Source organism: Paenarthrobacter sp. C1 (assembly GCF_049315185.1).
GTDB classification, from domain to species: Bacteria; Actinomycetota; Actinomycetes; order Actinomycetales; family Micrococcaceae; genus Arthrobacter; species Arthrobacter nicotinovorans.
This window is the reverse complement of the sequence record NZ_CP186052.1, coordinates 388,924-411,943: the sequence shown is the minus strand read 5'-3', so window position 1 is coordinate 411,943 and position 23,020 is coordinate 388,924. Positions and strand designations below refer to the sequence as shown.

At 64.0% G+C, this 23,020-nt stretch carries 21 protein-coding genes, 4 tRNA genes and 1 riboswitch; of the genes, 12 read left to right on the top strand and 13 right to left on the bottom strand.

What is annotated here, in order from left to right:
* Positions 1 to 221: 221 nt before the first annotated feature.
* Positions 222 to 653, top strand: a complete 432-nt coding sequence (locus ACNAOU_RS02065; protein ID WP_235503047.1) for a DUF6318 family protein — start codon at positions 222 to 224, stop codon at positions 651 to 653.
* Positions 653 to 1,603 (top strand): hypothetical protein, encoded by a 951-nt coding sequence (locus ACNAOU_RS02060; protein WP_422757908.1) that lies wholly within the window; start codon positions 653 to 655, stop codon positions 1,601 to 1,603. The genes ACNAOU_RS02065 and ACNAOU_RS02060 overlap by 1 nt, the downstream gene beginning before the upstream one ends.
* A 323-nt stretch (positions 1,604 to 1,926) precedes the next feature.
* On the opposite strand, the gene ACNAOU_RS02055 is transcribed toward ACNAOU_RS02060, so the two are convergent.
* The 3 genes from ACNAOU_RS02055 to ACNAOU_RS02045 form a co-directional block, all read right to left on the bottom strand.
* Positions 1,927 to 2,002: transfer RNA gene (locus ACNAOU_RS02055), tRNA-Phe, on the bottom strand.
* 46 nt (positions 2,003 to 2,048) lie between these two features.
* Positions 2,049 to 2,122, bottom strand: a tRNA-Asp gene (locus tag ACNAOU_RS02050).
* A gap of 84 nt (positions 2,123 to 2,206) precedes the next feature.
* Positions 2,207 to 2,279 (bottom strand) — tRNA-Glu (locus tag ACNAOU_RS02045).
* 316 nt (positions 2,280 to 2,595) lie between these two features.
* Between ACNAOU_RS02045 and ACNAOU_RS02040 the strand changes: the two genes are divergently transcribed.
* On the top strand, positions 2,596 to 3,537 hold the full coding sequence (locus ACNAOU_RS02040) for a DMT family transporter (RefSeq protein WP_039239386.1): 942 nt from the start codon (positions 2,596 to 2,598) through the stop codon (positions 3,535 to 3,537).
* Positions 3,538 to 3,545: 8 nt separating this feature from the next.
* On the opposite strand, the gene ACNAOU_RS02035 is transcribed toward ACNAOU_RS02040, so the two are convergent.
* The gene (locus tag ACNAOU_RS02035) at positions 3,546 to 4,469 is read right to left on the bottom strand and encodes a carbohydrate kinase family protein (RefSeq protein WP_422757907.1); all 924 of its coding nucleotides are present in this window, start codon (positions 4,467 to 4,469) and stop codon (positions 3,546 to 3,548) included.
* A 90-nt stretch (positions 4,470 to 4,559) separates the two neighbouring features.
* On the opposite strand from ACNAOU_RS02035, the gene ACNAOU_RS02030 reads away from it, so the two are divergent.
* Positions 4,560 to 5,021 carry a metallopeptidase family protein gene (locus tag ACNAOU_RS02030; protein WP_422757906.1) on the top strand — a complete coding sequence of 154 codons (462 nt, stop codon included), beginning with the start codon at positions 4,560 to 4,562 and terminating at the stop codon, positions 5,019 to 5,021.
* A 10-nt stretch (positions 5,022 to 5,031) separates the two neighbouring features.
* Positions 5,032 to 5,952, top strand: coding sequence for a cation diffusion facilitator family transporter (locus ACNAOU_RS02025; RefSeq protein WP_422757905.1), 921 nt, complete (start codon positions 5,032 to 5,034; stop codon positions 5,950 to 5,952).
* A gap of 5 nt (positions 5,953 to 5,957) precedes the next feature.
* Here ACNAOU_RS02025 and ACNAOU_RS02020 read toward each other — a convergent pair whose 3' ends face one another.
* Both ACNAOU_RS02020 and ACNAOU_RS02015 read right to left on the bottom strand, forming a co-directional pair.
* Entirely contained in the window at positions 5,958 to 8,675 is a 2,718-nt protein-coding gene (locus ACNAOU_RS02020; RefSeq protein ID WP_422757904.1) for a PEP/pyruvate-binding domain-containing protein, read from the bottom strand.
* Between the two features lie 20 nt (positions 8,676 to 8,695).
* A complete protein-coding gene (locus ACNAOU_RS02015) occupies positions 8,696 to 9,733 on the bottom strand; it encodes a universal stress protein (RefSeq protein WP_055973921.1) in 1,038 nt (345 codons plus the stop codon).
* A 418-nt stretch (positions 9,734 to 10,151) separates the two neighbouring features.
* On the opposite strand from ACNAOU_RS02015, the gene ACNAOU_RS02010 reads away from it, so the two are divergent.
* Positions 10,152 to 10,832, top strand: a complete 681-nt coding sequence (locus tag ACNAOU_RS02010; RefSeq protein WP_018780276.1) for a hypothetical protein — start codon at positions 10,152 to 10,154, stop codon at positions 10,830 to 10,832.
* A 104-nt stretch (positions 10,833 to 10,936) separates the two neighbouring features.
* Here the strand turns inward: ACNAOU_RS02010 and ACNAOU_RS02005 are convergent, their stop codons facing one another.
* Complete coding sequence (locus tag ACNAOU_RS02005; protein ID WP_018780277.1) at positions 10,937 to 11,728, bottom strand: NlpC/P60 family protein; 792 nt, start codon at positions 11,726 to 11,728, stop codon at positions 10,937 to 10,939.
* Between the two features lie 3 nt (positions 11,729 to 11,731).
* Positions 11,732 to 11,899, bottom strand: a riboswitch (cyclic di-AMP (ydaO/yuaA leader).
* 174 nt (positions 11,900 to 12,073) lie between these two features.
* Positions 12,074 to 12,706, bottom strand: a complete 633-nt coding sequence (locus ACNAOU_RS02000; RefSeq protein WP_018780278.1) for a copper resistance CopC family protein — start codon at positions 12,704 to 12,706, stop codon at positions 12,074 to 12,076.
* Positions 12,707 to 12,820: 114 nt separating this feature from the next.
* On the opposite strand from ACNAOU_RS02000, the gene ACNAOU_RS01995 reads away from it, so the two are divergent.
* From ACNAOU_RS01995 to ACNAOU_RS01980, 4 genes are all read left to right on the top strand, one after another.
* On the top strand, positions 12,821 to 14,263 hold the full coding sequence (locus ACNAOU_RS01995) for an NCS2 family permease (protein WP_018780279.1): 1,443 nt from the start codon (positions 12,821 to 12,823) through the stop codon (positions 14,261 to 14,263).
* Between the two features lie 73 nt (positions 14,264 to 14,336).
* Positions 14,337 to 15,284 carry a formimidoylglutamase gene (hutG, locus tag ACNAOU_RS01990; protein ID WP_422757903.1) on the top strand — a complete coding sequence of 316 codons (948 nt, stop codon included), beginning with the start codon at positions 14,337 to 14,339 and terminating at the stop codon, positions 15,282 to 15,284.
* 60 nt (positions 15,285 to 15,344) lie between these two features.
* Complete coding sequence (locus ACNAOU_RS01985) at positions 15,345 to 15,806, top strand: hypothetical protein (protein ID WP_422757902.1); 462 nt, start codon at positions 15,345 to 15,347, stop codon at positions 15,804 to 15,806.
* An 84-nt stretch (positions 15,807 to 15,890) separates the two neighbouring features.
* Positions 15,891 to 15,964: transfer RNA gene (locus tag ACNAOU_RS01980), tRNA-Cys, on the top strand.
* Positions 15,965 to 16,023: 59 nt separating this feature from the next.
* Here the strand turns inward: ACNAOU_RS01980 and ACNAOU_RS01975 are convergent.
* Positions 16,024 to 17,256: an IS30 family transposase gene (locus ACNAOU_RS01975; protein ID WP_422757743.1), complete on the bottom strand. Its 1,233-nt coding sequence runs from the start codon at positions 17,254 to 17,256 to the stop codon at positions 16,024 to 16,026.
* Between the two features lie 191 nt (positions 17,257 to 17,447).
* On the opposite strand from ACNAOU_RS01975, the gene ACNAOU_RS01970 reads away from it, so the two are divergent.
* Positions 17,448 to 17,669, top strand: coding sequence for a hypothetical protein (locus tag ACNAOU_RS01970; RefSeq protein ID WP_018780282.1), 222 nt, complete (start codon positions 17,448 to 17,450; stop codon positions 17,667 to 17,669).
* 105 nt (positions 17,670 to 17,774) lie between these two features.
* On the opposite strand, the gene ACNAOU_RS01965 is transcribed toward ACNAOU_RS01970, so the two are convergent.
* The 3 genes from ACNAOU_RS01965 to ACNAOU_RS01955 form a co-directional block, all read right to left on the bottom strand.
* Complete coding sequence (locus tag ACNAOU_RS01965) at positions 17,775 to 18,023, bottom strand: hypothetical protein (protein WP_018780283.1); 249 nt, start codon at positions 18,021 to 18,023, stop codon at positions 17,775 to 17,777.
* 197 nt (positions 18,024 to 18,220) lie between these two features.
* A complete protein-coding gene (hutH, locus tag ACNAOU_RS01960; RefSeq protein ID WP_422757901.1) occupies positions 18,221 to 19,813 on the bottom strand; it encodes a histidine ammonia-lyase in 1,593 nt (530 codons plus the stop codon).
* 9 nt (positions 19,814 to 19,822) lie between these two features.
* A complete protein-coding gene (locus tag ACNAOU_RS01955; RefSeq protein WP_422757900.1) occupies positions 19,823 to 21,550 on the bottom strand; it encodes a urocanate hydratase in 1,728 nt (575 codons plus the stop codon).
* A 162-nt stretch (positions 21,551 to 21,712) separates the two neighbouring features.
* On the opposite strand from ACNAOU_RS01955, the gene ACNAOU_RS01950 reads away from it, so the two are divergent.
* Positions 21,713 to 22,156, top strand: coding sequence for an SRPBCC family protein (locus ACNAOU_RS01950; protein WP_055975533.1), 444 nt, complete (start codon positions 21,713 to 21,715; stop codon positions 22,154 to 22,156).
* A gap of 23 nt (positions 22,157 to 22,179) precedes the next feature.
* Here ACNAOU_RS01950 and ACNAOU_RS01945 read toward each other — a convergent pair whose 3' ends face one another.
* Positions 22,180 to 22,989 carry an IclR family transcriptional regulator gene (locus ACNAOU_RS01945; RefSeq protein ID WP_018780287.1) on the bottom strand — a complete coding sequence of 270 codons (810 nt, stop codon included), beginning with the start codon at positions 22,987 to 22,989 and terminating at the stop codon, positions 22,180 to 22,182.
* Between the last annotated feature and the right edge of the window lie 31 nt (positions 22,990 to 23,020).

Sequence of the window (23,020 nt, the reverse complement as noted above, 5' to 3'; positions counted from 1 at the left end):
ATGCCGCTTTGTTGCCTCTCCGTGCGCGAACGGCGGCAATCGTCGTTGTTGCAGCGGTGCTTCTCAGCGGCTGCCAGGGCGGGTCACCCACTGCGGGCACCTCGGAAACACACACGACGACGGCGTCGCCCACCTCAAGTGTTTCGTCGCCTGTTGCTTCGGCTGCTCCGCCTTCGTCGGGTGCGTACAAGCCGGCGGATGCTAGCGGGAAGGCGCAGAACGTGCCGGTGCCCGTGATGCCCGAGTTGGCGAAGGAGAACTCCAAGGCGGGGCTGGAGGCGTTTATTCGGTACTGGTACGCGACGTACTCTTATGCCACTGAGACCGGTGACCTGGGTCCATGGCTACAGACCACCGATACCTCCAACACGCTCGCAGCCGCTTATAAGAGAGCTCTTGAGGGCAACCACTCGGACGGAAGATGGATGGTTGGCGGGCAAATTTCCGTTCCAGCCGTCGACATCATCTGGACCGCAGGGGCAAGTACCCAAGAGGCCAGAGCCCAGGTCATTCAAGAAGAAATTCACTACCTCAACCCCGACGGCACTGAGGGCAGGGAATCTACACCGGCATCGAACATCGCCGAGGCGGTTTTTCTGGAATTCAGGAGTGGTACGTGGAGAGTCATTAACAACGGCTTGATTGTTGGTTGATGGTGAAGATCCTTCGCGTTGGGGTTCTTCTCCTGGTCCTCTCGGCTATCTGGGCAACCCCGGCTCCCGCGCATTCTTCAAACGACGACGGACGCCAACTAAGTGTCGGCCGAGGTGAGACGGCACTGACCGTCGGGGCCACATTTATCTTCAACCCCGAGACCGGCAAATCTGAGCCGAGGCCTGGAGCGTCCCCGGCCGACGAGGACCCCAACCAGTACATGGCCGATACCCACTGCCGTGCCGACGGACCCGACACCAAAGACCCCGGCTGCGACGCCCTCGACTGCCCCGCCACCACACCCGGTGGCCCAGAAGGCACCCCCGTCATCTGGAAAGAAGCCCCCAAAGCCATCACCAACCCCGGCTGGACCAACTGGATCCCCATCACCGGCCCCACCTGTCTCTATGACGCAGAGCCGCAAAACGTCCTGGCCGACATCGCCGCCCGCATCCTCAACGACTTCCGCCAACTCCCCATCAACCCAGGAAACCTCCAAGCCCAACCCTTCCCCCACACCCTCAAAGGCGGACCCACCAACTTCTACACCACCGCCACCGAACAAACCTTCGACGTCACCATCCTCGGCCAAGCCATCCACCTCACCGCCACCCCCGCCAACCACACCTACACCTTCGGAGACGGCACCACCCTGGGCCCCACCCCCGCCGCCGGCTACCCCATCCCCGAAGCCGAATGGCTCACCACCGAAACCCGCACCAGCCACAGCTACACCCAAACCGGCAACTACCCCGCCACCATCACCACCAGCTTCACCGGCACCTACTCCGTCAACAACGGCCCACCACTACCCATCAACGGAACCCTCAACATCACCACACCAGCCACAACCATCCACGTCTGGAAAACACAAAGAGCACTCGTCGCCGACACCTGCCAACAAAACCCCAACTCCTGGGGCTGCCCCGGCACAGAACCAACGCACTAAGGCCTCGGAACAGTAGCTTCCTGACCCGTTTTGAACCCGAAACAGCTCGAAACCGCGGGAAAAGCGCACTCAACGGCCTCAAACAAGGTCACAAAGCCACACCACCCAGGTGCCGACGTCGAAGTTTTGGGAAAGACCCGTGCCGCCACCATCCAATTCGAGGGCGGACAGCCCGGCAACACATCCAACACGGTGTATTGGATCCCTCACAGTGTCAAAGTGGGTGGCGGCGGTACGCGGGGACGGAGAAGCCGCGTCTTCAACGGAGATCCTGGGCCTTAAAAGAAGAAAAGCACCAGTTCCAAAGAACTGATGCTTCCCAGTGGTGGCTCCGACCGGCGTCGATCCGGTGACCTTTCGATTTTCAGTCGAACGCTCTACCAACTGAGCTACAGAGCCTAGGTGACATGTCACCTTGAGAACCGAATTTCTTCGGCGCTCAGAGCGACCCTGACGGGACTTGAACCCGCGACCTCCGCCGTGACAGGGCGGCGCGCTAACCAACTGCGCTACAGGGCCTTGCGTTTGCAGTATCTCTACCGCGTTTTTTTCAAGGCTTCTAGCTTACCAGACTTTTTCAGTCCGATTTACCACTTCCTTGCGTACCCCCAACGGGATTCGAACCCGTGCCGCCGCCGTGAAAGGGCGGTGTCCTAGGCCGCTAGACGATGGGGGCCTGAACTCAATTCGGATTTTGCAAAGAAAAGGGACGCTTTACGCGTTCTTTCCGTGTCTCGCTCGTCCGAACTGGACTCTAAAACTTTAGAGCATAGATGCCGATATTCCCAAATCGAGGTTGGAGGACCATCCCGGACCCCCGCTCGCGAGCGCGCCGAGGGGTTGGATCCCACCCTTTTGGAGGCTTCCTAAGAGTCGAAAGGTAACCCCTCGCGAGACCCGAGAAGGGAAGCCCGCGAACATTGGCAGGATCTTGCCCTGACGCGTCCGAAAACCGCCAGCCGTCCCGGCCGATGCCCCGATAGATTTGGCACATGACAACCACTTCCCCGGCCGAACCCGGCCAGCCATCCCCGAGCCTCCCCCCGCGCACCACCCCCGCGCCGGGAGCGGCCATCAGCAAACTGGGCATCGCTGCGGTCATCGTTACCGTTGTCCTGTGGGCATCCGCGTTCGTGGGCATCCGGGCGGTCGGCCCCAGCTTCTCCCCCGGGTCGTTGACGCTCGGGCGTTTGGCGGTTGCCGCCGTCGTTCTTGGCATTGTGGTGCTGCCGACGCTGAAGGTCTGGCCGAAAGGCCGGGAGTGGCTTCCGATCGTGGCCTACGGGGTGATGTGGTTCGGCGGCTACAACGTCGCCCTGAACGCCGCGGAACACATGCTCGACGCCGGCACCAGCGCCATGCTGATCAACGTCTCGCCCATCCTCATCGCCATCCTGGCGGGAATCTTCCTCAAGGAGGGCTTCCCGCGGTGGCTGCTGATCGGCAGCGGGGTGGCTTTCTGCGGTGTGGCGATGATCGCCTTGGGTTCGGGGCAACGTTCGACGGCGGATGTCGCCGGAGTGCTGTTGTGCCTCCTCGCCGCTGTGCTCGCCTCAGTGAGCGCAATCCTGCAAAAGCCCGTGCTCCGGAAATTCTCAGCAGGCCAGGCAACGTGGTTCGGCATCATGGTCGGAGCGCTTTGCTGCCTGCCGTGGGCAGGTCAGTTGGTGACCGAAGTCCAGGCAGCGCCTCTTCCGGCCACGCTCGGCCTGGTGTACTTGGGCATCTTCCCCACCGCCATCGCCTTCACCACGTGGGCGTACGCCCTCTCGCTGATCTCGGCCGGCAAACTCGCTGCCACGACATACCTGGTGCCGGGAACAACGATCCTGATCTCTTGGGCCGTCCTTCAGGAAGTACCAACCATCTGGGGCTTGATCGGTGGAGTGGTGTGCCTGGTGGGCGTTGGGCTCACACGGCGTCGGACCAGCTGAACCTGCCGCTAGCGGGCCATCTCTGCCAGGAGTTCACGGTGCGTGGGCGGGTTGGCCCCCGGACGCCCGACAGTGATGGCGGCTGCCATCGACGCGATGCTGCCGATCCGCTCCAGCACGGTTGGCGCCAGCCCGTCGCTGCCACGCAACAAAAGGCCCATGATGAGCGCCGACATGTAGGAATCGCCCGCGCCAATGGTGTCCGCCACGGTGGACGGCACGGCGCGGACCCGGAGCTGAAAGTTGCGCGTGGCCATCAATGAGCCCTTCGCACCCTCGGTCATGACCGCCAGGGTGGTACCCAGCGTCAGAAGATGGCTCGCGATATCCTCCAGTGCCTTGCCCGGGTAGAGCCAGTGGGCGTCCGAGGCACTCATCCTCACGACATCCGTCAGCGGCACAATTTCCTCAAAGAGGGCAAGTGCTTCGTGATGGCTGCCCAGGAGATCGGTGCGGATGTTGGGATCGTAGGTGACCATGCAGCCTCCCTGCGCCTGCTCCAACAAGCTCCGGACCACTCCCGCGCCGGGCTCAAGGAACGTAGCAATGGAACCGGTGTGCAGGATGCGCGGCGCATACGGCAGTGCCAAAGGGGCCAGCGCCCACTCAATGTCGAAGGTGTAAGCGGCCGAACCGTCGGCAGCGATCCTGGCTGTCGCCGTCGCGGTCTTTCCCATGGACTGGGACCCGGGCAGCAGCACCACCCCCGCGCTCTGGAGGTGCGCTGCGATGGCGTCACCCCGGGGATCCCGGCCGATCGCCGTCAAAAGACCGGCTTTCACATCCAGCCGGCCCAACCCGTAAGCAACGTTGGTCGGCGAACCGCCGGGGTATTCGGCCTGGCCGTCGGGCGACTGCACGATGTCGATCAGCGCCTCGCCCACAACGACGACGTCGAGGGGTTCAGACATGGGGGAAGCGGTGGAAGTCATGCGGTTCCTGTGTCTATCGGAAAGGGACTGAGATCAGTATCCCTCATGACATGGGGCGCCAATACAGCCGTGGCGGACTAAAGTCGAGTCATGCCCGCGAATCTTCCTCCCGGACTTCCCATCGTTCCCGACGGCGAGCGTCCCTCTTCGCCGCTGCCGGACCGGAACGCGCCGCACAGGCCGCCCTTCCAAATGTCCCCCGAGGAGTTTGAAGAAGCCGTCAGCGACGCCCTGCAGCTGATTCCGGCCAAAGCCGCCCGTGCCATGGACAACGTGGCAATTTTCATTGAGGACGACTACACCCCGCAGCCGGGGGAAGACCCGGGCACAGTGTTGTTGGGACTGTACGAGGGCGTGCCGCTGACGGAACGGGATTCCTGGTGGGATGCGGGCTCCCTGCCCGACCGCATCACCATCTTCCGCCAGCCCATCCTGGATATCTGCGGCAGCCGCCAGGAAGTCATCGATGAGGTTGCCATCACCGTGGTTCACGAGATCGCACACCACTTCGGGATAGATGACGATCGCTTGCACGAGCTCGGCTGGGGCTAGCCTTGTATGCATGGGGCATGATCACAACCACTCGCACGGCGTTACCGCAACCGGAAAGCACCGCAAACGCCTGATCGCCGTCCTGGGCATCACCATGGGCGTCGTGGGCATCCAAGTGGTCGGTGCCGTCGTTTCCGGTTCCCTGGCGCTGCTGGCGGATGCCGGGCACATGCTCTCCGACGCTGCAGGTGTCTTCATTGCGCTCATGGCCGCATGGATCGCCACCCGCCCGGCCAGCGATCTGCGGACCTACGGATACCAGCGCGCAGAGGTTTTGGCTGCCTTGGCCAACGCTCTGATCCTCATTGTGATCGCCGTAGTGATCATGATCGAAGCGATCCGTCGGTTCGGCGAAGCCACCGAAATCCAGACCGGCGTAATGCTGTGGGCTGCAGTCCTGGGCGCCGTCGCCAACCTGGTTTCCCTCCTCATCCTGCAGGGGGCGCAAAAGGAAAGCCTCAACGTCCGCGGCGCCTACCTTGAGGTGCTGGGCGACCTCCTGGGCTCCATCGCGGTCATCGTGGCAGCAATCGTGATCATGACCACCGGGTTCTCGGCTGCCGACCCCATCGCCTCGGTCCTCATCGCCCTGATGATCATTCCCCGTGCATGGCATCTGCTCCGCGACGTGGTGGACGTACTTCTTGAAGCCACCCCCAAGGGCGTGGACGTGAACATGATCCGCGAGCACATCATGGCCGTGGACGGTGTGGTGGAAGCACACGACATCCACATCTGGACCATCACTTCCGGCGTACCGGTGTTCTCCGCCCACGTGGTGGTGCAGGACGAGGTGCTCAATGCCACCGGGGCGGACAGCATCCTGGACCAGCTTGGCTCCTGCCTTGGCCGGCACTTCGACACCGAGCACTGCACGTTCCAACTGGAGCCCGTCAGCCATTCCGAGCACGAATCGCACCAGCACGCCTGAAAAGCTCAGCCGTCAGGGTCTTCCGTACTGACTGTCCCCGCTGCACCGTCCACGGTGATGCGCTGGCCCGTACGTAGCCGGATGGTTGCGTCCGGGACGCCGACGACCGCAGGGATCCCGTACTCGCGTGCCACCACGGCGCCGTGCGAGTTTGGCCCGCCCATCTCCATGACCAGGCCTCCCGCTGTGAGGAACAGCGGAGTCCACCCGGGATCCGTGGACGGAGCCACGAGGATCTCACCCGGCTCCAGATGTGCCCCGACCGGGTCCATGATGACGCGCGCAGGCGCGCTCACCAGACCCGTCGACGCCGGGCTGCCGGACAATGTTCCGGGGCGCGGATCGGCGTCGCCCGCAGCCGTCGCTTCCGGCTCCGTGCCGTCGGAGAGCAGCACCCGGGGAATGTGCCTGCGCCGGAGTTCGTGTTCGTAGGCCGCCCTGTATTGTGCAATTTCCTCGCGGAAATCCTGCCCCGCAAGCGCATTTTCCACCCCGTCCAGATCCAGGAAGAAGATGTCCTCTGGGCGCTCGATCCGATGTGATGCTGCCAGTTCGCTTCCCACCAAAAGCAGTTGTTGCCGGGCCACGGCGAGGCCCAGCACGAGGTTGTATTTGGGCAACTCGCGCAGACCAGCGAACCTGCGCGTTCGGTCCAGCGCTGCGCGGACCACCACCGCGTGGAGCGGACTGATGGCCCGGGCCCGGGCGATGAACTTCGCCACCTGTTCTTCGGCCTCTTCCGCTGCCCTGCGGAACTGCTCGTCGGGAGCCCCCGCACCGGGCTGCAGTCTCAGGTAATTGGCCAGGACGCCAAGAATGTGGGTGGGATCGTCTCCCCACCGGGGCATGCCAAGGTCGATTTCAGCCACGGCCCGGTGCCCGTAGGCGCGCAGGAACCCATCGAGGCCGGATTGTGCAATGGCAGGCAACCCCTCGTCCCTGTACCGTTCCAGCAGCGCTTCCGCCGTTTGGCCAGCCATGGAGGCAGCGGCGTCGTCATCTTCCCTGATCTGCGAGGCGAGCTGCCACAGGGCCAGGTCCATTTCAGTGGTGACGTTGTTGGGCAGCCCGCGGATCACGGTCTGCAGTTCAGCGTAGGATGCCTGGTCGCCGAGTATCCGGCCTACGAGCGCCAGCAGGGCAAAGCCGAGCGCCGGCAACGGCAGGATTTGCGGGACGGTGGCGAAGAGCTCCGAACCCAGGATTCTTTGCACGTGGGCTACCCGTTGATGGGCGGTGGCTTCCCCTGGGACGGCTATGGCTTTGCGGAGTTCAGAACTGTGGCGCTCTACCCGTTCCAAGGCCGCCTCCGGACGGAACAGACCCCGGAGCAACGACTCGGGGACGCGGTATTTTGCAGCCACTGGAGCCACGTGGCGGATGAGTTTCAGCGGCGTTTTGATGGTCACCGAAAAGCGGGGGTCATCGAACAAACTCCGCATCAGCATGGCGGACCGGGCTTCCATGACATCGAAGACCCGGGGCACGATCTTCCGCCCGATCCGGCTCCGCAATACCGGGGTGAGATCAAAGAAGATGCGCTGGCCGGCCTCGTAATAGGGTGACGGTCCTGACCGGGGATCCGGGACGGCAAAGCCCGCCGTTTTGGCAACACAGGAGGCTATGAGGCGGATCCCGGCCAAACCCATGGGCGTCAGTGGCCGTGTGAGGCCCTGCGCGAGGCTGAAATTCAGAAAGGCGTGGATGCCAGGGACCGGTGGGGTGCGGGTGGTTTGCGGGTAAAGGGTGGTGATGGGCCTGGCCTGGGTCAGCCACAGTTTTCCGTTGGGATCCATGGCCCACTCGGTGTCCTGTGGAGCTCCATAGTGTCTCTCCACCAAGCGGCCAAGTTCGGCCAGCTCCTTGATCTGCCGGTCACTAAGACACGGTTGAACAGCTGCATCCCGGGCGCCTTCCGGGTCCCCCGGACTTTCGTTGCGTGACCGTTGGGTCCGTTGCGTGCCGCCGCCCGGCACGGCATGGATCTCCACCCGCCGGTCCCCCAGGGTGCGTTTCACGATTGCACCGCCGGCCATATCAACATCGTACTGATCCGGATTCACGGCGCCGGACACCACGGCCTCCCCCAGACCGGGGCTCGCGTCGATCACTGTCTCGTGCCTCTTGCCCGTCACGGGATTGGCCGTGAACATAACACCGGCAGCCGTCGAATCGACCATCTCCTGGACAACGACAGCCAGGGCGGCACCAGCATGCTCAATGCCGTTGGTAGCCCGGTAAGTCACCGCCCTGTCAGTCCATAAGGAAGCCCAGCAGCGGCTCACGGCATCCAGGACAGAGTCCGCGCCCACCACGTTCAGGAAAGTGTCCTGTTGGCCGGCGAAACTCGCGAAGGGAAGGTCTTCGGCTGTTGCCGAAGACCTGACAGCGACGGGGACGTTGCTGCCCAGAGCTTCATAGGCGGACCGCACTGCTTCAGCGACGTCGGCCGGGACCCCGGCGTCGAGGACCAGGGAACGGGCCCGCCCGGCCAACCGGTTCAGCCCTGTAAGGTCAACCGTGCTTGTCGATTCCAGGGCCGCACAAATGTCATCCAGGCCGCTCGATGACAGCGCACGCCGATATGCATCCGTGGTCAGGCAAAAGCCTGGCGGCACGGGTAAGCCGGCGCCTGCAAGCTCGCCGAGGTTCGCTGCTTTGCCGCCCACCTCGGGAAGCATGGGTCCACGAATATCCGTGAGCTGCAGCGTGAACACCGGCATCCCTTTTCCTGCGCCTTTTCCTACACCGCGCCGAGCATCGGACCAAACTTGTCGCGGTCTGCCAGACGGGGATCCTCGCGGTCCGGAACAACCAACACGGGTCCTTTCGCATGGTGCAGGACGCCATCCGATGTGGATCCCAACAGCATGCCCGCAAACCCACCGCGGCCACGGGTGCCCAAAACCACCAATTCCACGCTGCGGCTGGTTTCCACCAGAACGTCAACAGGCGAGCCGTCCCTGAGGTCCGTCTCGATGGTCAGTTGCGGGAAATGGCTCTGCAGCCAGGCAACCCCCGCGTCCAGCTGAACCTTGATATCGGCAAACAAGGCGTCCCGGTCCAAGGGAGCGGGGACCCAGGCCAGGGAACCGCTGTACTGCGGGACAGCGCAAATGACACGGAGCTTGGCTCCCATGCGTTGGGCCTGCTCAGCTGCTTCGAGCACAGCGACCCGCGCCTGCTCCGAGCCGTCCACGCCCACTGCAACCACGTTTTCCACGATGCGGGGGCCGGCCTTGGCGTGCTCGGCCTTGATGTGTTTGTCCTCGGTATTCTCGCCGAGGCGGTCAGCACAATAGAGCGGGACAGTTACTGTGGGGCACTTGGCATGGGCGGGCAAGGCGCTGCTGACTGAGCCCAGCAGACGACCTACGAAACCGCCGCGGCCACGGCTTCCGAAAACCAGGAGCGCTGCCTCTGCGGAAAGATCCAGCAGCACGCCTGCTGCGTCACCGTTTTCGACGGAAGCATCAACGTCGATGGAGTATCGGGCGACCTTGTCCATGGCCTGCTTGACAATGGCTTCCGCGCCCTCGCGAATGACCGAATCGTCCACGGTGGCGTATCCGCCGTCGAGTCCTGAGGCGGCGAAAATAGGAACCGAGTACGCCGTGACGATGTGCAGCGGAAGCTGCCTGCGTTCGGCCTCACGTGCTGCCCACACCAGGGCGCACTGCCCGTGTTCCGAGCCGTCCACTCCCACGACGATGCCGCCCGGTGCCACTGCCAGGCCCTCGCCGTCCTGTGGCTCTTCACTGTGTCTGCCGTGCTGGTCCATTTGGGGGCCCGCCTCTCCACCTACTGCTTGATGTTCCGGCCATTCTGCCAGAGGTTTTCCGCATCGGATTCCTCGAGGGCTCGATTGTCAATGGCCAGGGGCAGGGAAATCCGGAATTTCCCTGTCCAATGCCCACTATTCTCGGTCGGCAGGGCCGAATCAAGGTGGCTCGGCTGTATGTGTATAACGGTCGGGGCTCGGTTTCCGGACCCCGCTTTTGTGCTGCTGATGAACACACGGAACACGCTGTCAGGGAAGGCTATCCATGCGCGAAAAAGTTCGGTAGTGTTCGAGTCACCGAATGGCCGGCGAACGTGTCCTACAGCACACTCCGGCCATTTATTTGCGGCCGCTTGGGGAACTCGGACGCGATCCCACGCGATGCCGCAAGGCACACACGTCAAGGAGGAACCAAGCAGTGTCACACGCGCCTGATTCCGGCACGGAACGCACAACCACCGTGGTCATAGGAACCGGCTTGTCCGGCCTGGCAGTTGCCAGTGAACTCAGCCGCTACGGCGTGGGCTCCATAGTGGTGGATGGTTTCGGTGCCCTGTCAGCCACCGGCCCGGCGGTCCACACAGGCATGCTTCAACGCTGCGAGGTCACCGATCCCGCGTCCATCCAGGAACGCAACGAAATCCTCCGCCACTTACGCAATTACGCGGCCAGCCACCATCTGGACGTACGCAGCACCACCAGGGCCGTCCGCCTGGATTTCCTGGGCGCGGACCCAACCCAGCACATCGGGTACGGGCTCGCCGCAAGCATGACCCGGAGCGGTCTCCATGCCTCCGGCCCCCTCGAATCCGCCCCGCGCCAGTGGGCAGTCCACACCGCCAACGGGATTCTCCTGGCAGACCATATTGTGGTCACACGCTGCGCCCAGAGCCAGCTGCGCCGCATGCTGGCCGAACTTGGAATCGCCGTCGGACAGAACCTGGTCTCCGCGATGCGGGCAGTGGGAATGCACCTGGTGGGCGTGGGCGAGCTCATTACGCCCAGCCCCAAGGAAGTCCTGCGGCAAGCCAAGGCAGTGGGTCAGGCAATCTCCACCAAGGTGGCGCTCCCGGGCGGCCCGGGTATCGCCATCGCCTAGCCGGCATCATTCACGGCAGCCGCAACACGAATTTTAAACGCCAAAGGCCGGTGTCCTCGAAGATGATCTTCGGAGACACCGGCCCTTGCGTTGAAGCGTGAGGCTTATGCGCCAGCGCGTACGTACGTGATGGGACCAGTAGCGGTCAACCAGCTGATCGGGTGGATGCCCGTCTGGTTGCCGTTGATTCCACCGCTGATTGCCTGGCCGTTGCCGATGTAGATGGCGACGTGGCCGGACTGGACGATCATGTCGCCCGGCTGCGGGTCGCTGACAACCTTGCCGTAGTTCATGAACTGCATGGGAGCGAGGTCGCCAACCGGAATGCCGGCGGAACCGAGGGCCCGCTCAACCATGGCGGTGCAGTCCTGCATGATGCCGATCTGGGCGTAAGCCGAGGCAACCATGGCAGCGTTGACGCCACCGGCAGCGGGAGCAGCAGCTACAGGAGCAGCAGCAGGTGCAACAGCGGCCGGAGCTGCAACTGCAGCCTGGGCAGCTACGGGAGCCGCCGCTGCAGCAGCGGTAACGGCAGCCGGCTTGGCAGCGGGGGCTTCAACTACAGGAGCCGGCTTTTCGATGACCGGAGCTGCAACAGAAGCAACAGCCGGACGCTCGAAGTTGACGGTAGCCGTAGAAAGAGCGGTAACAACCTTGGTGGGGGCCTCGGAAGCGGTCTCGGCGACCGTAGCGGGGCTGGCATCGCGCTGGACCGGAGCCTCTGCAGCGTGTGCAGCGACAGATCCGGTCAGAACGAGTCCGGAAGCTGCTGCGATAACAGCTGCCTGGCGGCCAGCGCCGGAAGCGTTGCTGGCAACTGCCTTGGAGATGGAGATGAACGGATTAGGACGTACGCTGTCCGCCTTACGACGGCCGCGAAGAATGCGTGAAGACATGAAAGAGCCTCTCCCGATGCCTGCGAGGTTAGCTGTCGGATTCGGATGGGAGTCACCCGGCCACTATCCCCCGCTGTTCAGCGGAAGTTTCGTGACTTCACCCCAAGGCACGCTCGAAAGCGGCCCAAAATGGGTTCCCCGTCTCTGCCGTAGGTTTGTCTGCGAACGGATTCCGGACTGCGGCAGAGCTAGGCAATCAGGCCGGAAGTGCCCGCTACGTGGAACAGGCACAGGTACTACCGTACGCGATGATCCCGCCGAAGTCACATTTAAGTAACGAGGACTGCAGCTTTGGCGTGTCGCGGTAACCGAACCGAGATATTCGCAGCTACGTAGAAAAGCCCGCTATTCCGCGGCTTCCGGGCGGTTTTCGTCATCCGATCCGGCAAGTTTCCTGCGGGCTGTAACGGCGAGGAAGATCACGAGCGCAACCGCAACAACCGCAATGACAACAATGCTCCAGGGGAACGGCTGGGACGCATCTGCCGCGGGCGAACTGCCAACTGTTCCCGGAGGAGCCGTACCTGCGGACGGCACCGATCCCGAGGTGGCCGAAGCGGACGCCGAGGGGGCGGCCGAGCCGCTTGCCGCCGTCGTGCTTCCCGCTGTGGCCGTGAACTTGAAGGTGCCCTCGATGGGGTGCGAATCGGAGCTGACAACGCGCCACACCACCGTGTACTCCCCCGCCGGCGCGCCGGCCCGGAGCTTCTGCACGGCCTGGCTGTCGATGATCTCGACCGGCCCGTCTGCCCAGTTCTCGCCGCCGGAGGTTACGGAGACGCCCGATCCGATGGCCAGCGGCCGGTTGTTGAACGTAATGGAGACCGACGCCGGCACTTCAGCCACGGTTGCACCGTTCGCCGGCGCTGTGGATTCCGCGACGTCGTGCGCGGACGCCGGAGCCGCGGAAAACAGCAGGGCAGACGCGAAGGCAAGGGCGGCGACGACGGCGGCCAGAAGCGGGCGGATGGTACGCATGGGGCGGTTTCTCCTAGTGTTGGCTTCCTTACAGACTAGGGGAATGGTCCGAAGCTCCCACATTCAACGGCATAGGATTTGAGAGCACACTCCCCCCAATACCCGGAGACCTTCATGCTTAAACAAGGTTCTGCAGTGGACCGCTATTTCAAGATTTCCGAACGTGGCTCCACGTACTCAAGGGAAATCCGTGGCGGCTTCGCGACATTCTTCGCCATGAGCTACATCGTTGTGCTGAACCCGCTGATCCTCTCGGGGGCAGACTCCAGCGGAGCTTCCCTGGGCTTCACCGCGGTCGCAGCCACCACGGCGTTCGTCGCCGGCATCCTGACCATCCTCATGGGCGCCTGGGCCAAGCACCCCTTCGCTGTGGCCACTGGGCTGGGCGTGAATGCGTTCGTCGCGGTTACCGTGGCCTCGCACCCGCAGCTGACCTGGCCGGACATGATGGGCCTTGTTGTCCTCTCCGGCGTCACGATGCTCATCCTGGTGCTCACCGGCTTCCGCACCGCGGTTTTCAAGGCTGTGCCGGAGGCGTTGAAGACGGCGATCGTGGTGGGCATCGGCTTGTTCATTGCCCTGATCGGCCTGGTGAACGCCGGTTTCGTCCGGCGCATCCCGGACGCTGCGGGCACGACTGTTCCGCTGGGCCTCGGTGTTGACGGGAAGCTCATGGGCTGGCCCACTCTGGTGTTTGCCGTCGGTCTGATCCTGACCATCGCCCTGGTGGTCCGCAAGGTCCGTGGTGCGATCCTGATCGGCATCGTGGTCTCCACTGCGCTGGCTGCGATCCTCGAGTTCACCCTCCACATCGGCCCCAGCTTCGATGGCAAGAACGTCAACCCCCGCGGCTGGTCCCTGGTGGCCCCCACTTTGTCGGAGTGGGGCGCTCCGGACCTCTCCCTGATCGGCAAGGCCAACCCCTTCGGGGCCTTCGAACACCTCGGCTTCATCGCCGCGGCGCTGCTGGCATTCGTGATCCTGCTGAGCATCTTCTTCGACGCCATGGGCACCATGGTGGGCCTGGCCAATGAGGCCGGAACGGTGGACAAGGACGGCAACATCCCGAACGTGGACCGCGTGCTGCAGGTGGACGCCCTTGGTGCCATCGTCGGCGGCGGGGCCTCGGTTTCCTCCAACCAGATCTTCGTTGAATCCGGCGCGGGCATCGGCGAAGGTGCCCGCACCGGCCTGGCCTCGATCGTGACCGGCGTGCTCTTCCTCATTGCCATGTTCTTCACACCGCTGATCAACCTGGTGCCATTCGAAGCCGTGGCCCCCGCGCTGGTGGTTGTGGGCTTCATGATGGTGTCCCAGGTGGGGAAGATCGACTGGCAGGACTGGGGAGTCGGGATTCCCGCGTTCCTGACCATCGCCTTGATGCCGTTCACGTACTCCATCGCCAACGGCCTGGGTGCCGGGTTCATCTCGTTCGTGCTGATCCGCACCTTCCAGGGCCGCGCCCGCGAAGTCCACCCCTTGATGTGGGCTGTGGCCGCTGCGTTCCTGCTCTTCTTCGGCATCGGAACCGTTGAGGAACTCCTGGGCGTCAAGTAGGCATTCCGGTATTTCAGACACCCCGGACCCGGAACTGCTGGTATTGGCAGTCCGGGTCCGGTCTGCTTAAAGCATGGAAACACGCGCCGTAATTGTAGATGTCAGCCCCGCCCCGTGGACCGGCCGTTTCGACGGCGACGGCGTTGCGCACCGCCGCTGGTGGCAGGCCGTCACCCCGCACACGCCCGCAGCGGCCAGCACCGCCTCGCGTCCCGCCGTCGTGCTTGGATTCTGCAGTGACGCCGGCGTTCGACGCAACAAGGGCCGCACGGGTGCCGCCGCGGCGCCGGCCGCCATCCGTTCGGTACTGGGACCGCTGGCTTACCACCTGGAACGGGACGTGTTCGACGCCGGCGATGTTGTGGTGGAAGGCGACGCGCTGGAGGCGGGCCAGGAGCGCGCCGGCCGCGCCATTTCGGGATTGCTCGACGCCGGTAACCTCACCGTGGTGCTGGGCGGAGGCCACGAGACCGCGTTTGCCAGCTACTTGGGCGTCGCCGGCTCGGACGTGGTCCAGGGCAAGCGGCTGGGTGTGCTGAACCTTGATGCCCACTTTGACCTGAGGGATGAGCCCACACCGAGCTCGGGCACGCCGTTCCTTCAGATGGCCCGGGCTGAGTCCGCCGCCGGACGCGAACTGCAGTACGCCGTCGTCGGAATTTCCGAGCCCAACAACACCCGGACCCTTTTTGACACGGCGCAACGCCTGGGCGTGAAGTATCTGCTGGACGAGCAATGCTCACCGGAAGCCGTGGAGGTTTTTGTAGCGGATTTCCTGGCTGGCGTGGATGTCCTGTACCTCACGATCGACCTCGACGTGATGCCGGCCTCGGTGGCACCCGGGGTGAGCGCTCCTGCGGCCTATGGCGTCCCGCTGCCCGTGATCAGCGCGGTTTGCCGGCAGGTTGCCGCCAGCGGGAAGTTGCTGCACGTTGATGTCGCCGAACTGAATCCGGAATTCGACGTTGATTCCCGGACTGCGAAAGTTGCAGCACGTTTGGTGAACACGCTCCTGGGATAGTCGCCCGCCCCTTTTCCCTCCGGCCTCCGCCGCTTAGCCTGTGTGGAGGGAAGGATGGCGATGCGCGCAGTTCCTGTGCAGGACAAGTGGGCCTGGGTCTCCGGGCTGCTGGCCGTCGGCCTGGGACTGGCGGCGCACCTTACGGCGGGCGGCAGCGCTCCGGCCCTTCCCGTTCTGCTTGGCTTCGCCGCGCTGTGCTGCCTGGGGGCCCAACTCCTGGCCCGCTGGGTCCACGGGCCATTGATCCTGCTGCTGGTGTCAGGTGTGGCGCAGCAACTGCTGCACTTTGGGTTCGCTGCATTCGGCGGTTACTACCCCGGGAGTGGATGGGCGGAGCACCTCCACAGCGCCGCACCAGGTCCAGGTGATCCACCGGCAGCGGCTGGCTTCAGCGGTGGTTCGCCGCACATCATGCTCTATACGCACATGGCCGCAGCCATCCTGACTCTCGTGGTTGCTGCCGGGGTCACAGGACTACTCAAACGCGTGTCATTGACGGCAACCAAGGGCAATACTGCGTAGCCGCGCGAAAGCCCGCGTAGCCCTGCGAAAGCCTGCGCAACGAATGTTGAAAGCCCTTCGCCCGGGCACCTAGTGTCGATTGCACGTGGTGTACCCAAGAGGCCAGGGAGCTGCCTGCAAAGCAGCGTACGCGGGTTCGAATCCCGCCACCACGTCCAATCGGTCCCGGCGATCGTCCGCCGAGTTGGCAGTTAATGAGGGTGTTTAGTCGGCGGTTTCAGCTTGCTAGTGCAACACCATCGATTATTTTGGTCAGTCTTTCAGTTGGGGTGTCCCATTGGAGTGTTTGACGCGGTCGGATGTTGAGCAGGTGCTGGGTGTGGGCGAGTTCTTCGTCGCTGACCTGGTTGAAGTTCGTGCCTTTGGGGTGGATATCGCGGACCAGTCCGTTGGTGTTCTCGTTCGTGCCGCGTTGCCAGGGTGAGTGCGGGTCACAGAAGAACAGCTGGCAGCCGGTCGCTACTGTGAACTTGGCGTGTTGAGCCATTTCCGTGCCTTGGTCCCAGGTGATCGTTTTAAGGATCGCCTGGGGCAGGGTGTGGATCATTTTCTGCATGACCTCGATGACCGTCGCGCTGTCCCTGGCTCCCGGCAGCCGGCCCAGCAAAGTGAACCGTGAGGAGCGCTCGACCAAGGTGACGATCCCGGAGTTACCGGGACCCACGACCAAATCACCTTCCCAATGGCCGGGCACGGCCCGGTCCTGGACTTCGGCGGGCCGGTCGCTCAGCCGGGCCCCTTCAAGCCAGGGCCTTACGTTCCTGGCAGGCAGCTTTGATTGGGGCTTACGACCGGTCCGGCCCGAACGTAGGGCCTTCTCCACGGCAAGTTCATGCCGCAAGGCACCCCGGCCCTGCACGTAAAGGGCTTGGTAAATTGACTCGTGGGACACGTGCATCTCCGGCTGCTCGGGGAACGTCTTCTTCAGGTCCGCAGCGCTCTGTTGAGGTGAGAAACGCTGGTTCAAGCGTGCCACGACCTCCTTCCACACCGCCGTTCCCGCAGAGAGCTTCACGGGCCGGTTCCGTCTACGGCGGACCAGTGCCCGGTGTTGGGCAACCCCGGCGTCGTAATAGCGCCGGGCCCAATGCTCGATACTGTGTCGGCGGATCTCCCGGGACACCGTTGATGGATGCACGCCCAACTCCTTGGCGATCTGTCGCATGGAACGCGGCTCCGGCAAGCCCAGACAGGCCTTGATATAAGCCCGGTCCTCCAAAGTCAGCCGCCGGTACCTTCGCTCCTTATCCCGCGAAAGCACCTCCGAAGCCATCGGAAGACGCACGCCACCACCAGGGCCGGAGATAAGTTCCATGCCCGCTAGTTTCGCCCAATGCGACACCGCTTGCCGGGACACCCCAGCCGCGGCAGCACTTCGTCCCGTGTCCTCACCCGCCAGCAAGTGCTCATACGCACACGCACGAACCGACCACGGCAACTTCTTGACCATGACACCCCTCCAACTACAGGGGTGTTGCACTAGCCACCTGAAGACGCCGTCCAAACATTGGCATTAACTGCCACCTCGGCACGCCTGAGACCCGGGTCACTCCGTTGCCAGTCATCTTACAAATAATCGGCAAGCTCCGACTATGATTGATGGGTCGCCCTCGCATGCGGCAAGTAATAGGAGGCCCCCAAATGACCCCTGCAATGACTGCAGAACGCGAAATCCGCCTGTCCTTTTCCAGGGCGGACGAAATCCACGACGGACTCGAGCAGGCCGTGGATGCATTGATCAAGAACGCAGCGGCAGACGCCAACTGCGGCATTCTGGTGACCAGGCACGAGCCCGGCACCTACACCGTGGCGCTGGACGAATCCGTTCCCTTCGGTCAGACCCACGAAGTACTCGCTGCCTGATTGCCACCCCTGACGGCATCACTGGCAGCGACGCCAAAAACCGGGGCCCGTCCCCTTCCGCACCTACTAGCCGCGGAAGGGGACGAGCCCCGGTTTCTGTTTAAGCTACGCCCGGCGGAGAGTGACGCCGTCGGACTTCATGAACAATTCCTTGCCCTCTTCGGTGACGCCGGGCCCTGAGTGCTCAAGCCACACAACGTTTCCGCTGCTGGAAACCTCCTCAACCCGACCGGCTGCGATGACGTGGGCGTACTTGACCACTTCCACCGTGTCGCCGGCCTTCAGCGTCTTCCAATCGGAAACCGTAGCCGAGTGAGCGTTTCGCCTGGACAGGACTGCTCCGCGTGCCTTCATTGAACTTCTACCCCTTTGTGGATGTTCTCTGTTGTGTATTGAGTTGTGAACGGTTGACCGTCAAGCCCACGACATCTTCGGCGTGGACGTGACGTACACCATAAGTTCTACTACATTTGCCACGCCCCGGTGCCTGCGTTGCGAACAAAGACCGGGGCGTGACAAATCTGCCCATGAAATGAGCGTTTTATTCGACGTCAGGCCAAAATCCCGACGGCGGATTCGGCGGCCGCACGGACCGCGCCGGAGCCAACCAAACGGTCAGCCGCTTCGAGTTCGGGCGACAGGAACCGGTCGGTTCCCGGTCCCTGCACCACTTCGCGAAGCACCTCAAGTACTGCCGTGCCGGCAGGACCCGGGGTGAGTTCGCCGTCGGACATCTGCGTACGCATATCAATGGCGCGTGCGCTGGTGACGAGTTCGACGGCGAGCACGCGGCGAAGGTTCTCAACGGCCTTGCGAAGCTTCCGGGCTGCGTGCCAGCCCATGGACACGTGGTCTTCCTGCATGGCGGAGCTCGGGATGGAGTCCACCGATGCCGGAACGGCCAGGCGCTTGTTGTCCGAGACCAGGCCTGCCTGCGTGTACTGGGCGATCATCAGGCCGGAGTCCACGCCGGGGTCTCCGGCGAGGAAGGCCGGGAGTCCGTGCGAGCGGGCCGGGTCCAGCATGCGGTCCGTGCGGCGCTCGGCGATGGAGCTGAGGTCCGCAACGGCGATGGCCAGGAAGTCCAGGACGTACGCCACGGGGGCGCCGTGGAAGTTGCCGTTGGAGGTGACGCGGCCGTCGGGCAGGACCACGGGGTTGTCGATGGCGGCAGCAAGTTCGCGGGACGCCACCAGCGCGGCGTGGTCCACGGTGTCGCGGACGGCGCCGGCAACCTGTGGGGCGCAACGAAGCGAGTAGGCGTCCTGCACCTTGGTGTCGTTGATCCTGTGGGAGGCAACGATCGGCGAGTTGGACAGCACACGGAGCATGTTGTCGGCGCTGGCGGCTTGGCCGGGGTGCGGACGCAGGGCTGCGTGGAGTTCCGGCAGGAACACCTGGTCGGTGCCCAGCAGTGCCTCGACGCTGAGCGCTGCGGTGACGTCCGCCGTCGCGAGCAACAGGCGGATGTCGGCGATGGCCATCAGCAGCATGCCAAGCATGCCTTCGGTGCCGTTGACGAGGGCCAGGCCCTCCTTCTCAGCCAGCGTGACGGGCTCGATGCCGTGCTGGGCGAGCAGCTCAGCAACGGGCGCCTTTCCGGCAACGCCGTAGAGCTCGCCGTCGGGACCCGTTGCTTCACCTTCACCCATGAGGACCAGCGCGCAGTGGGACAGCGGTGCGAGGTCGCCGGAGCAACCGAGCGAACCGAACTCGCGGACCAGCGGGGTGATGCCTGCATTGAGGACGTCCACCATGGTCTGCAGGACCACCGGACGGACGCCGGTGCGGCCCGATGCCAGGGTCTTGGCGCGGAGGAACATGATGCCGCGGACCACTTCCCGTTCCACGGCCGGGCCCATGCCGGCGGCGTGGCTGCGGATCAGCGACTTCTGCAGCTGCGTGCGGAGGTCGTTGGGGATGTGGCGGTTAGCCAGGGCGCCGAAGCCCGTGGAAATGCCGTAGGCGGGGACATCGCTGGTAGCGAGGTCATCGATGTGGGCGCGGACCTTGGCGACGTTGTCCCAGGCTTCCTGGGAGATGGTCACCTTGGCGTCGTGGCGCGCGACGGCGACCACGTCTTCCGGGGTCACGCCGCTGGAGCCGAGGGTGACGGTCAGGGGTTCGTGGGTAGTAATAGTCACTTTTGTTGCCTACTTCTCGTTCATGGGGATGCGGACGCCGCGTTCGTTGGCGACCTCGATGGCGCGGTCGTAGCCGGCGTCGACGTGGCGGATGACGCCCATGCCGGGATCGTTGGTCAGGAGCCGTTCCAGTTTCTGGGCTGCCAGCTCCGTGCCGTCAGCGACGGAAACCTGGCCAGTGTGGATGGACCGGCCAATACCGACACCACCACCGTGGTGGATGGACACCCAGGTAGCGCCCGAGGATGCAGCAGTCAGTGCGTTCAGCAGCGGCCAGTCAGCGACCGCGTCCGAGCCATCCTTCATCGACTCGGTCTCACGGTACGGGGACGCCACGGACCCTGAATCCAGGTGGTCACGGCCGATCACGATCGGGGCCTTGACCTTGCCCTCGGCGACGAGCTGGTTGAACAACAACCCGGCCTTGGCACGTTCGCCGTACCCGAGCCAGCAAATACGTGCCGGCAGGCCCTCGAACTCCACCCGCTCCGCGGCAGCGTCGATCCACTTGTGGAGGTGCTTGTTCTCCGGGAACAACTCCTTGATCGCAGCGTCCGTCACCGCGATGTCTTCCGGATCGCCCGAGAGCGCGACCCAGCGGAACGGGCCCAAGCCCTCGCAGAACAACGGACGAATGTACGCCGGGACGAAGCCAGGGAATTCGAACGCCCGATCGTACCCGCCCTTACGGGCCTCGTCACGGATCGAGTTTCCGTAATCAAAGACCTCAGCTCCGGCGTCCTGGAACTCCACCATCGCCTGCACATGGCGGGCCATGGAAGCCTGGGCCTTCTTGGTGAACCCTTCCGGATCCGCTTCGGCTTCGGTGTGCCACTCGGCCACGGTGATGCCCTCCGGCAGGTAGGACAACGGGTCGTGCGCACTGGTCTGGTCCGTGACCACGTCAAAAGTGACTTCGCCGGCCTTGTGGCGGCGCAGCAATTCGGGGAAGACTTCAGCGGCGTTGCCCACGTAACCGACGGACCAGCCGCGGCGCTCGTCCTTGGCGGCCTGGACTTTGGCGATCGCGGTGTCCAGATCGGTTTCGACCTCGTCCAGGTACCGCTTACCCACACGCCGACGCAGGCGGGACTCGTCCACATCAACAATCAAGCACGCACCGTCATTCAACGTCACGGCCAGCGGCTGCGCACCGCCCATGCCACCGCAGCCACCGGTCAGGGTCAAGGTACCGGCGAGCGGCCCTTCCGTGGAACCTTCAGCGGCAGGCGCGGGGTGGCGGCCCTCCGCAGCGAGCTTATTTCCGACGGCGGCAAAGGTTTCGTAGGTGCCCTGCAGGATGCCCTGGGTGCCGATGTAGATCCAGGACCCGGCCGTCATCTGGCCGTACATCATCAGGCCCTCAGCCTCGAGCCGGCGGAACTCAGGCCACGTAGCCCAATCACCGACGAGGTTGGAGTTGGCGAGGAGAACACGGGGCGCCCACTCATTCGTGCGGAAGACACCTACCGGCTTACCCGACTGCACCAGTAGGGTCTCGTCCTTCTCCATGGTTTCCAGGGTCCGGGTGATCGCATCGAACGCAGCCCAGGAACGCGCTGCGCGTCCGGTGCCACCGTAGACCACCAGATCATCCGGACGCTCGGCGACCTCGGGGTCGAGGTTGTTCATCAGCATGCGCAACGGCGCCTCGGTCTGCCACGACTTGGCAGTAAGCTCAGTACCCCGGGCGGCCTTGACCGGACGGGCACCAGTAGTGAAATCGGCGGGTGCCATGGTGACTCCTTCGTCTGTGGGAAGTGTGTGGTGGAAAGATCTTCTGCTTCTACTAAAGCCCCTTTACCAAGCGGCCGGAACGGCTTTTCGGGCGGTGCTGTCCGGGATTACAGACATGCGGATGCTCTCGCTTTCGCGCCCGGATGCGCGCATGCTGGACCCATGGCAACGTATCGAGTGTCCACCTTGGTCGCCGCGCCGCCGGAGCGGGTTTTCGACACCTGGACGGATCCTGACAGGTTTACTGAGTGGATCGGCGGCGTCACAAGCGTGACCGATCTCGTTGGCTCCACCGACCAGGCCGGCAGCAGCTATACGGTGTGGTTCGGCCGGATGGCGAGTCCCACGGAAGTCATCGCTGCGGAACGGCCGCGGCACATCCGCACCCGCTTCGGCAACGCGATCCTCAAAGGGGAATCGGATGTCACGTTCACCCCGGAAAGTGGTGGCACGCGCATCCAGCAGCTGTTCGAAACACGCGGACTGGTGTCCACGGTGGTGGGACGACTCTTCGCCACGGGATCCTACCGGGGGAGTTTCCGGGGCGAGCTGGAAGCTTTCCGCGCCATGGTTGAACGCGACTCCCCCGGGCCGGGCAGCCGCTAGGGTGCATCGGCGCTTACTAAGCGTCAGCCCGCCGTCGGGCGACCATGGATCCGGACCGACAGTTCGTCGGCGGCTTTCCTGATCCGCGCGGCCAGTACGGGCCATTGCTCAGCCGGCACTTTGTCCTCCAGGAACGTGACGGCGACTGCCGCCGTCGGCCATCCAACGTGGTCAGTCACGGCGACGGCGATGGAGCCGAACCCGGGAGTGATTTCGCCGTTTTCCGTGGCGTAGCCACGCTGGCGCACCTGGTCCAAATGGGACGACAAGGCGGAGTACTTCATGATGGGAAACTCGACATCGTGCCGGGACGTGAAGGCCGCAGCGTTCGGGTAGAGGGCGCGGACCTGCGATTTGGGCAAGGCGGCGAGGATTGCCCGACCGGACGCGGTGAGGTGGCTGGGAAGTCGAACCCCGACGTCGGTCACCAGGCTTGGGCGGTTCTTGGCACGTTCTTCCACGATGTAAAGGACATCGCGGCCATGGAGCACAGCCAGGTGTGCGCTCTCGCCGATGACGTCAACCAGCGACGCCAGCATGGGGCGACCCAGCCGGGACAACGGCTCCTGCCGCGAATAGGCGGAGCTGAGTTCGAAGGCACTGATGCCGAGTCCGTAGCGCTGCTCCTCATGCAGATGGAGGACGAAGCCGTTCGCCTCCATAACGCCCAGCAGGTGGTAGACACTGGACCGCGGCAGGCCCAGTGCCGTGGCGATATTCGACGCCGCCATCGGCCCTCGCCGCGAAGCCAACAGTTTCAGGATGCGCAAGGTGTTTTCGGCAGCCGGGACTTTGGACGTGGCCTTGCCGGGCGCGGTGGGCGTGGTGGTCATGGTTCCTCGCTGCTGGGTGATCTTGAGGGGC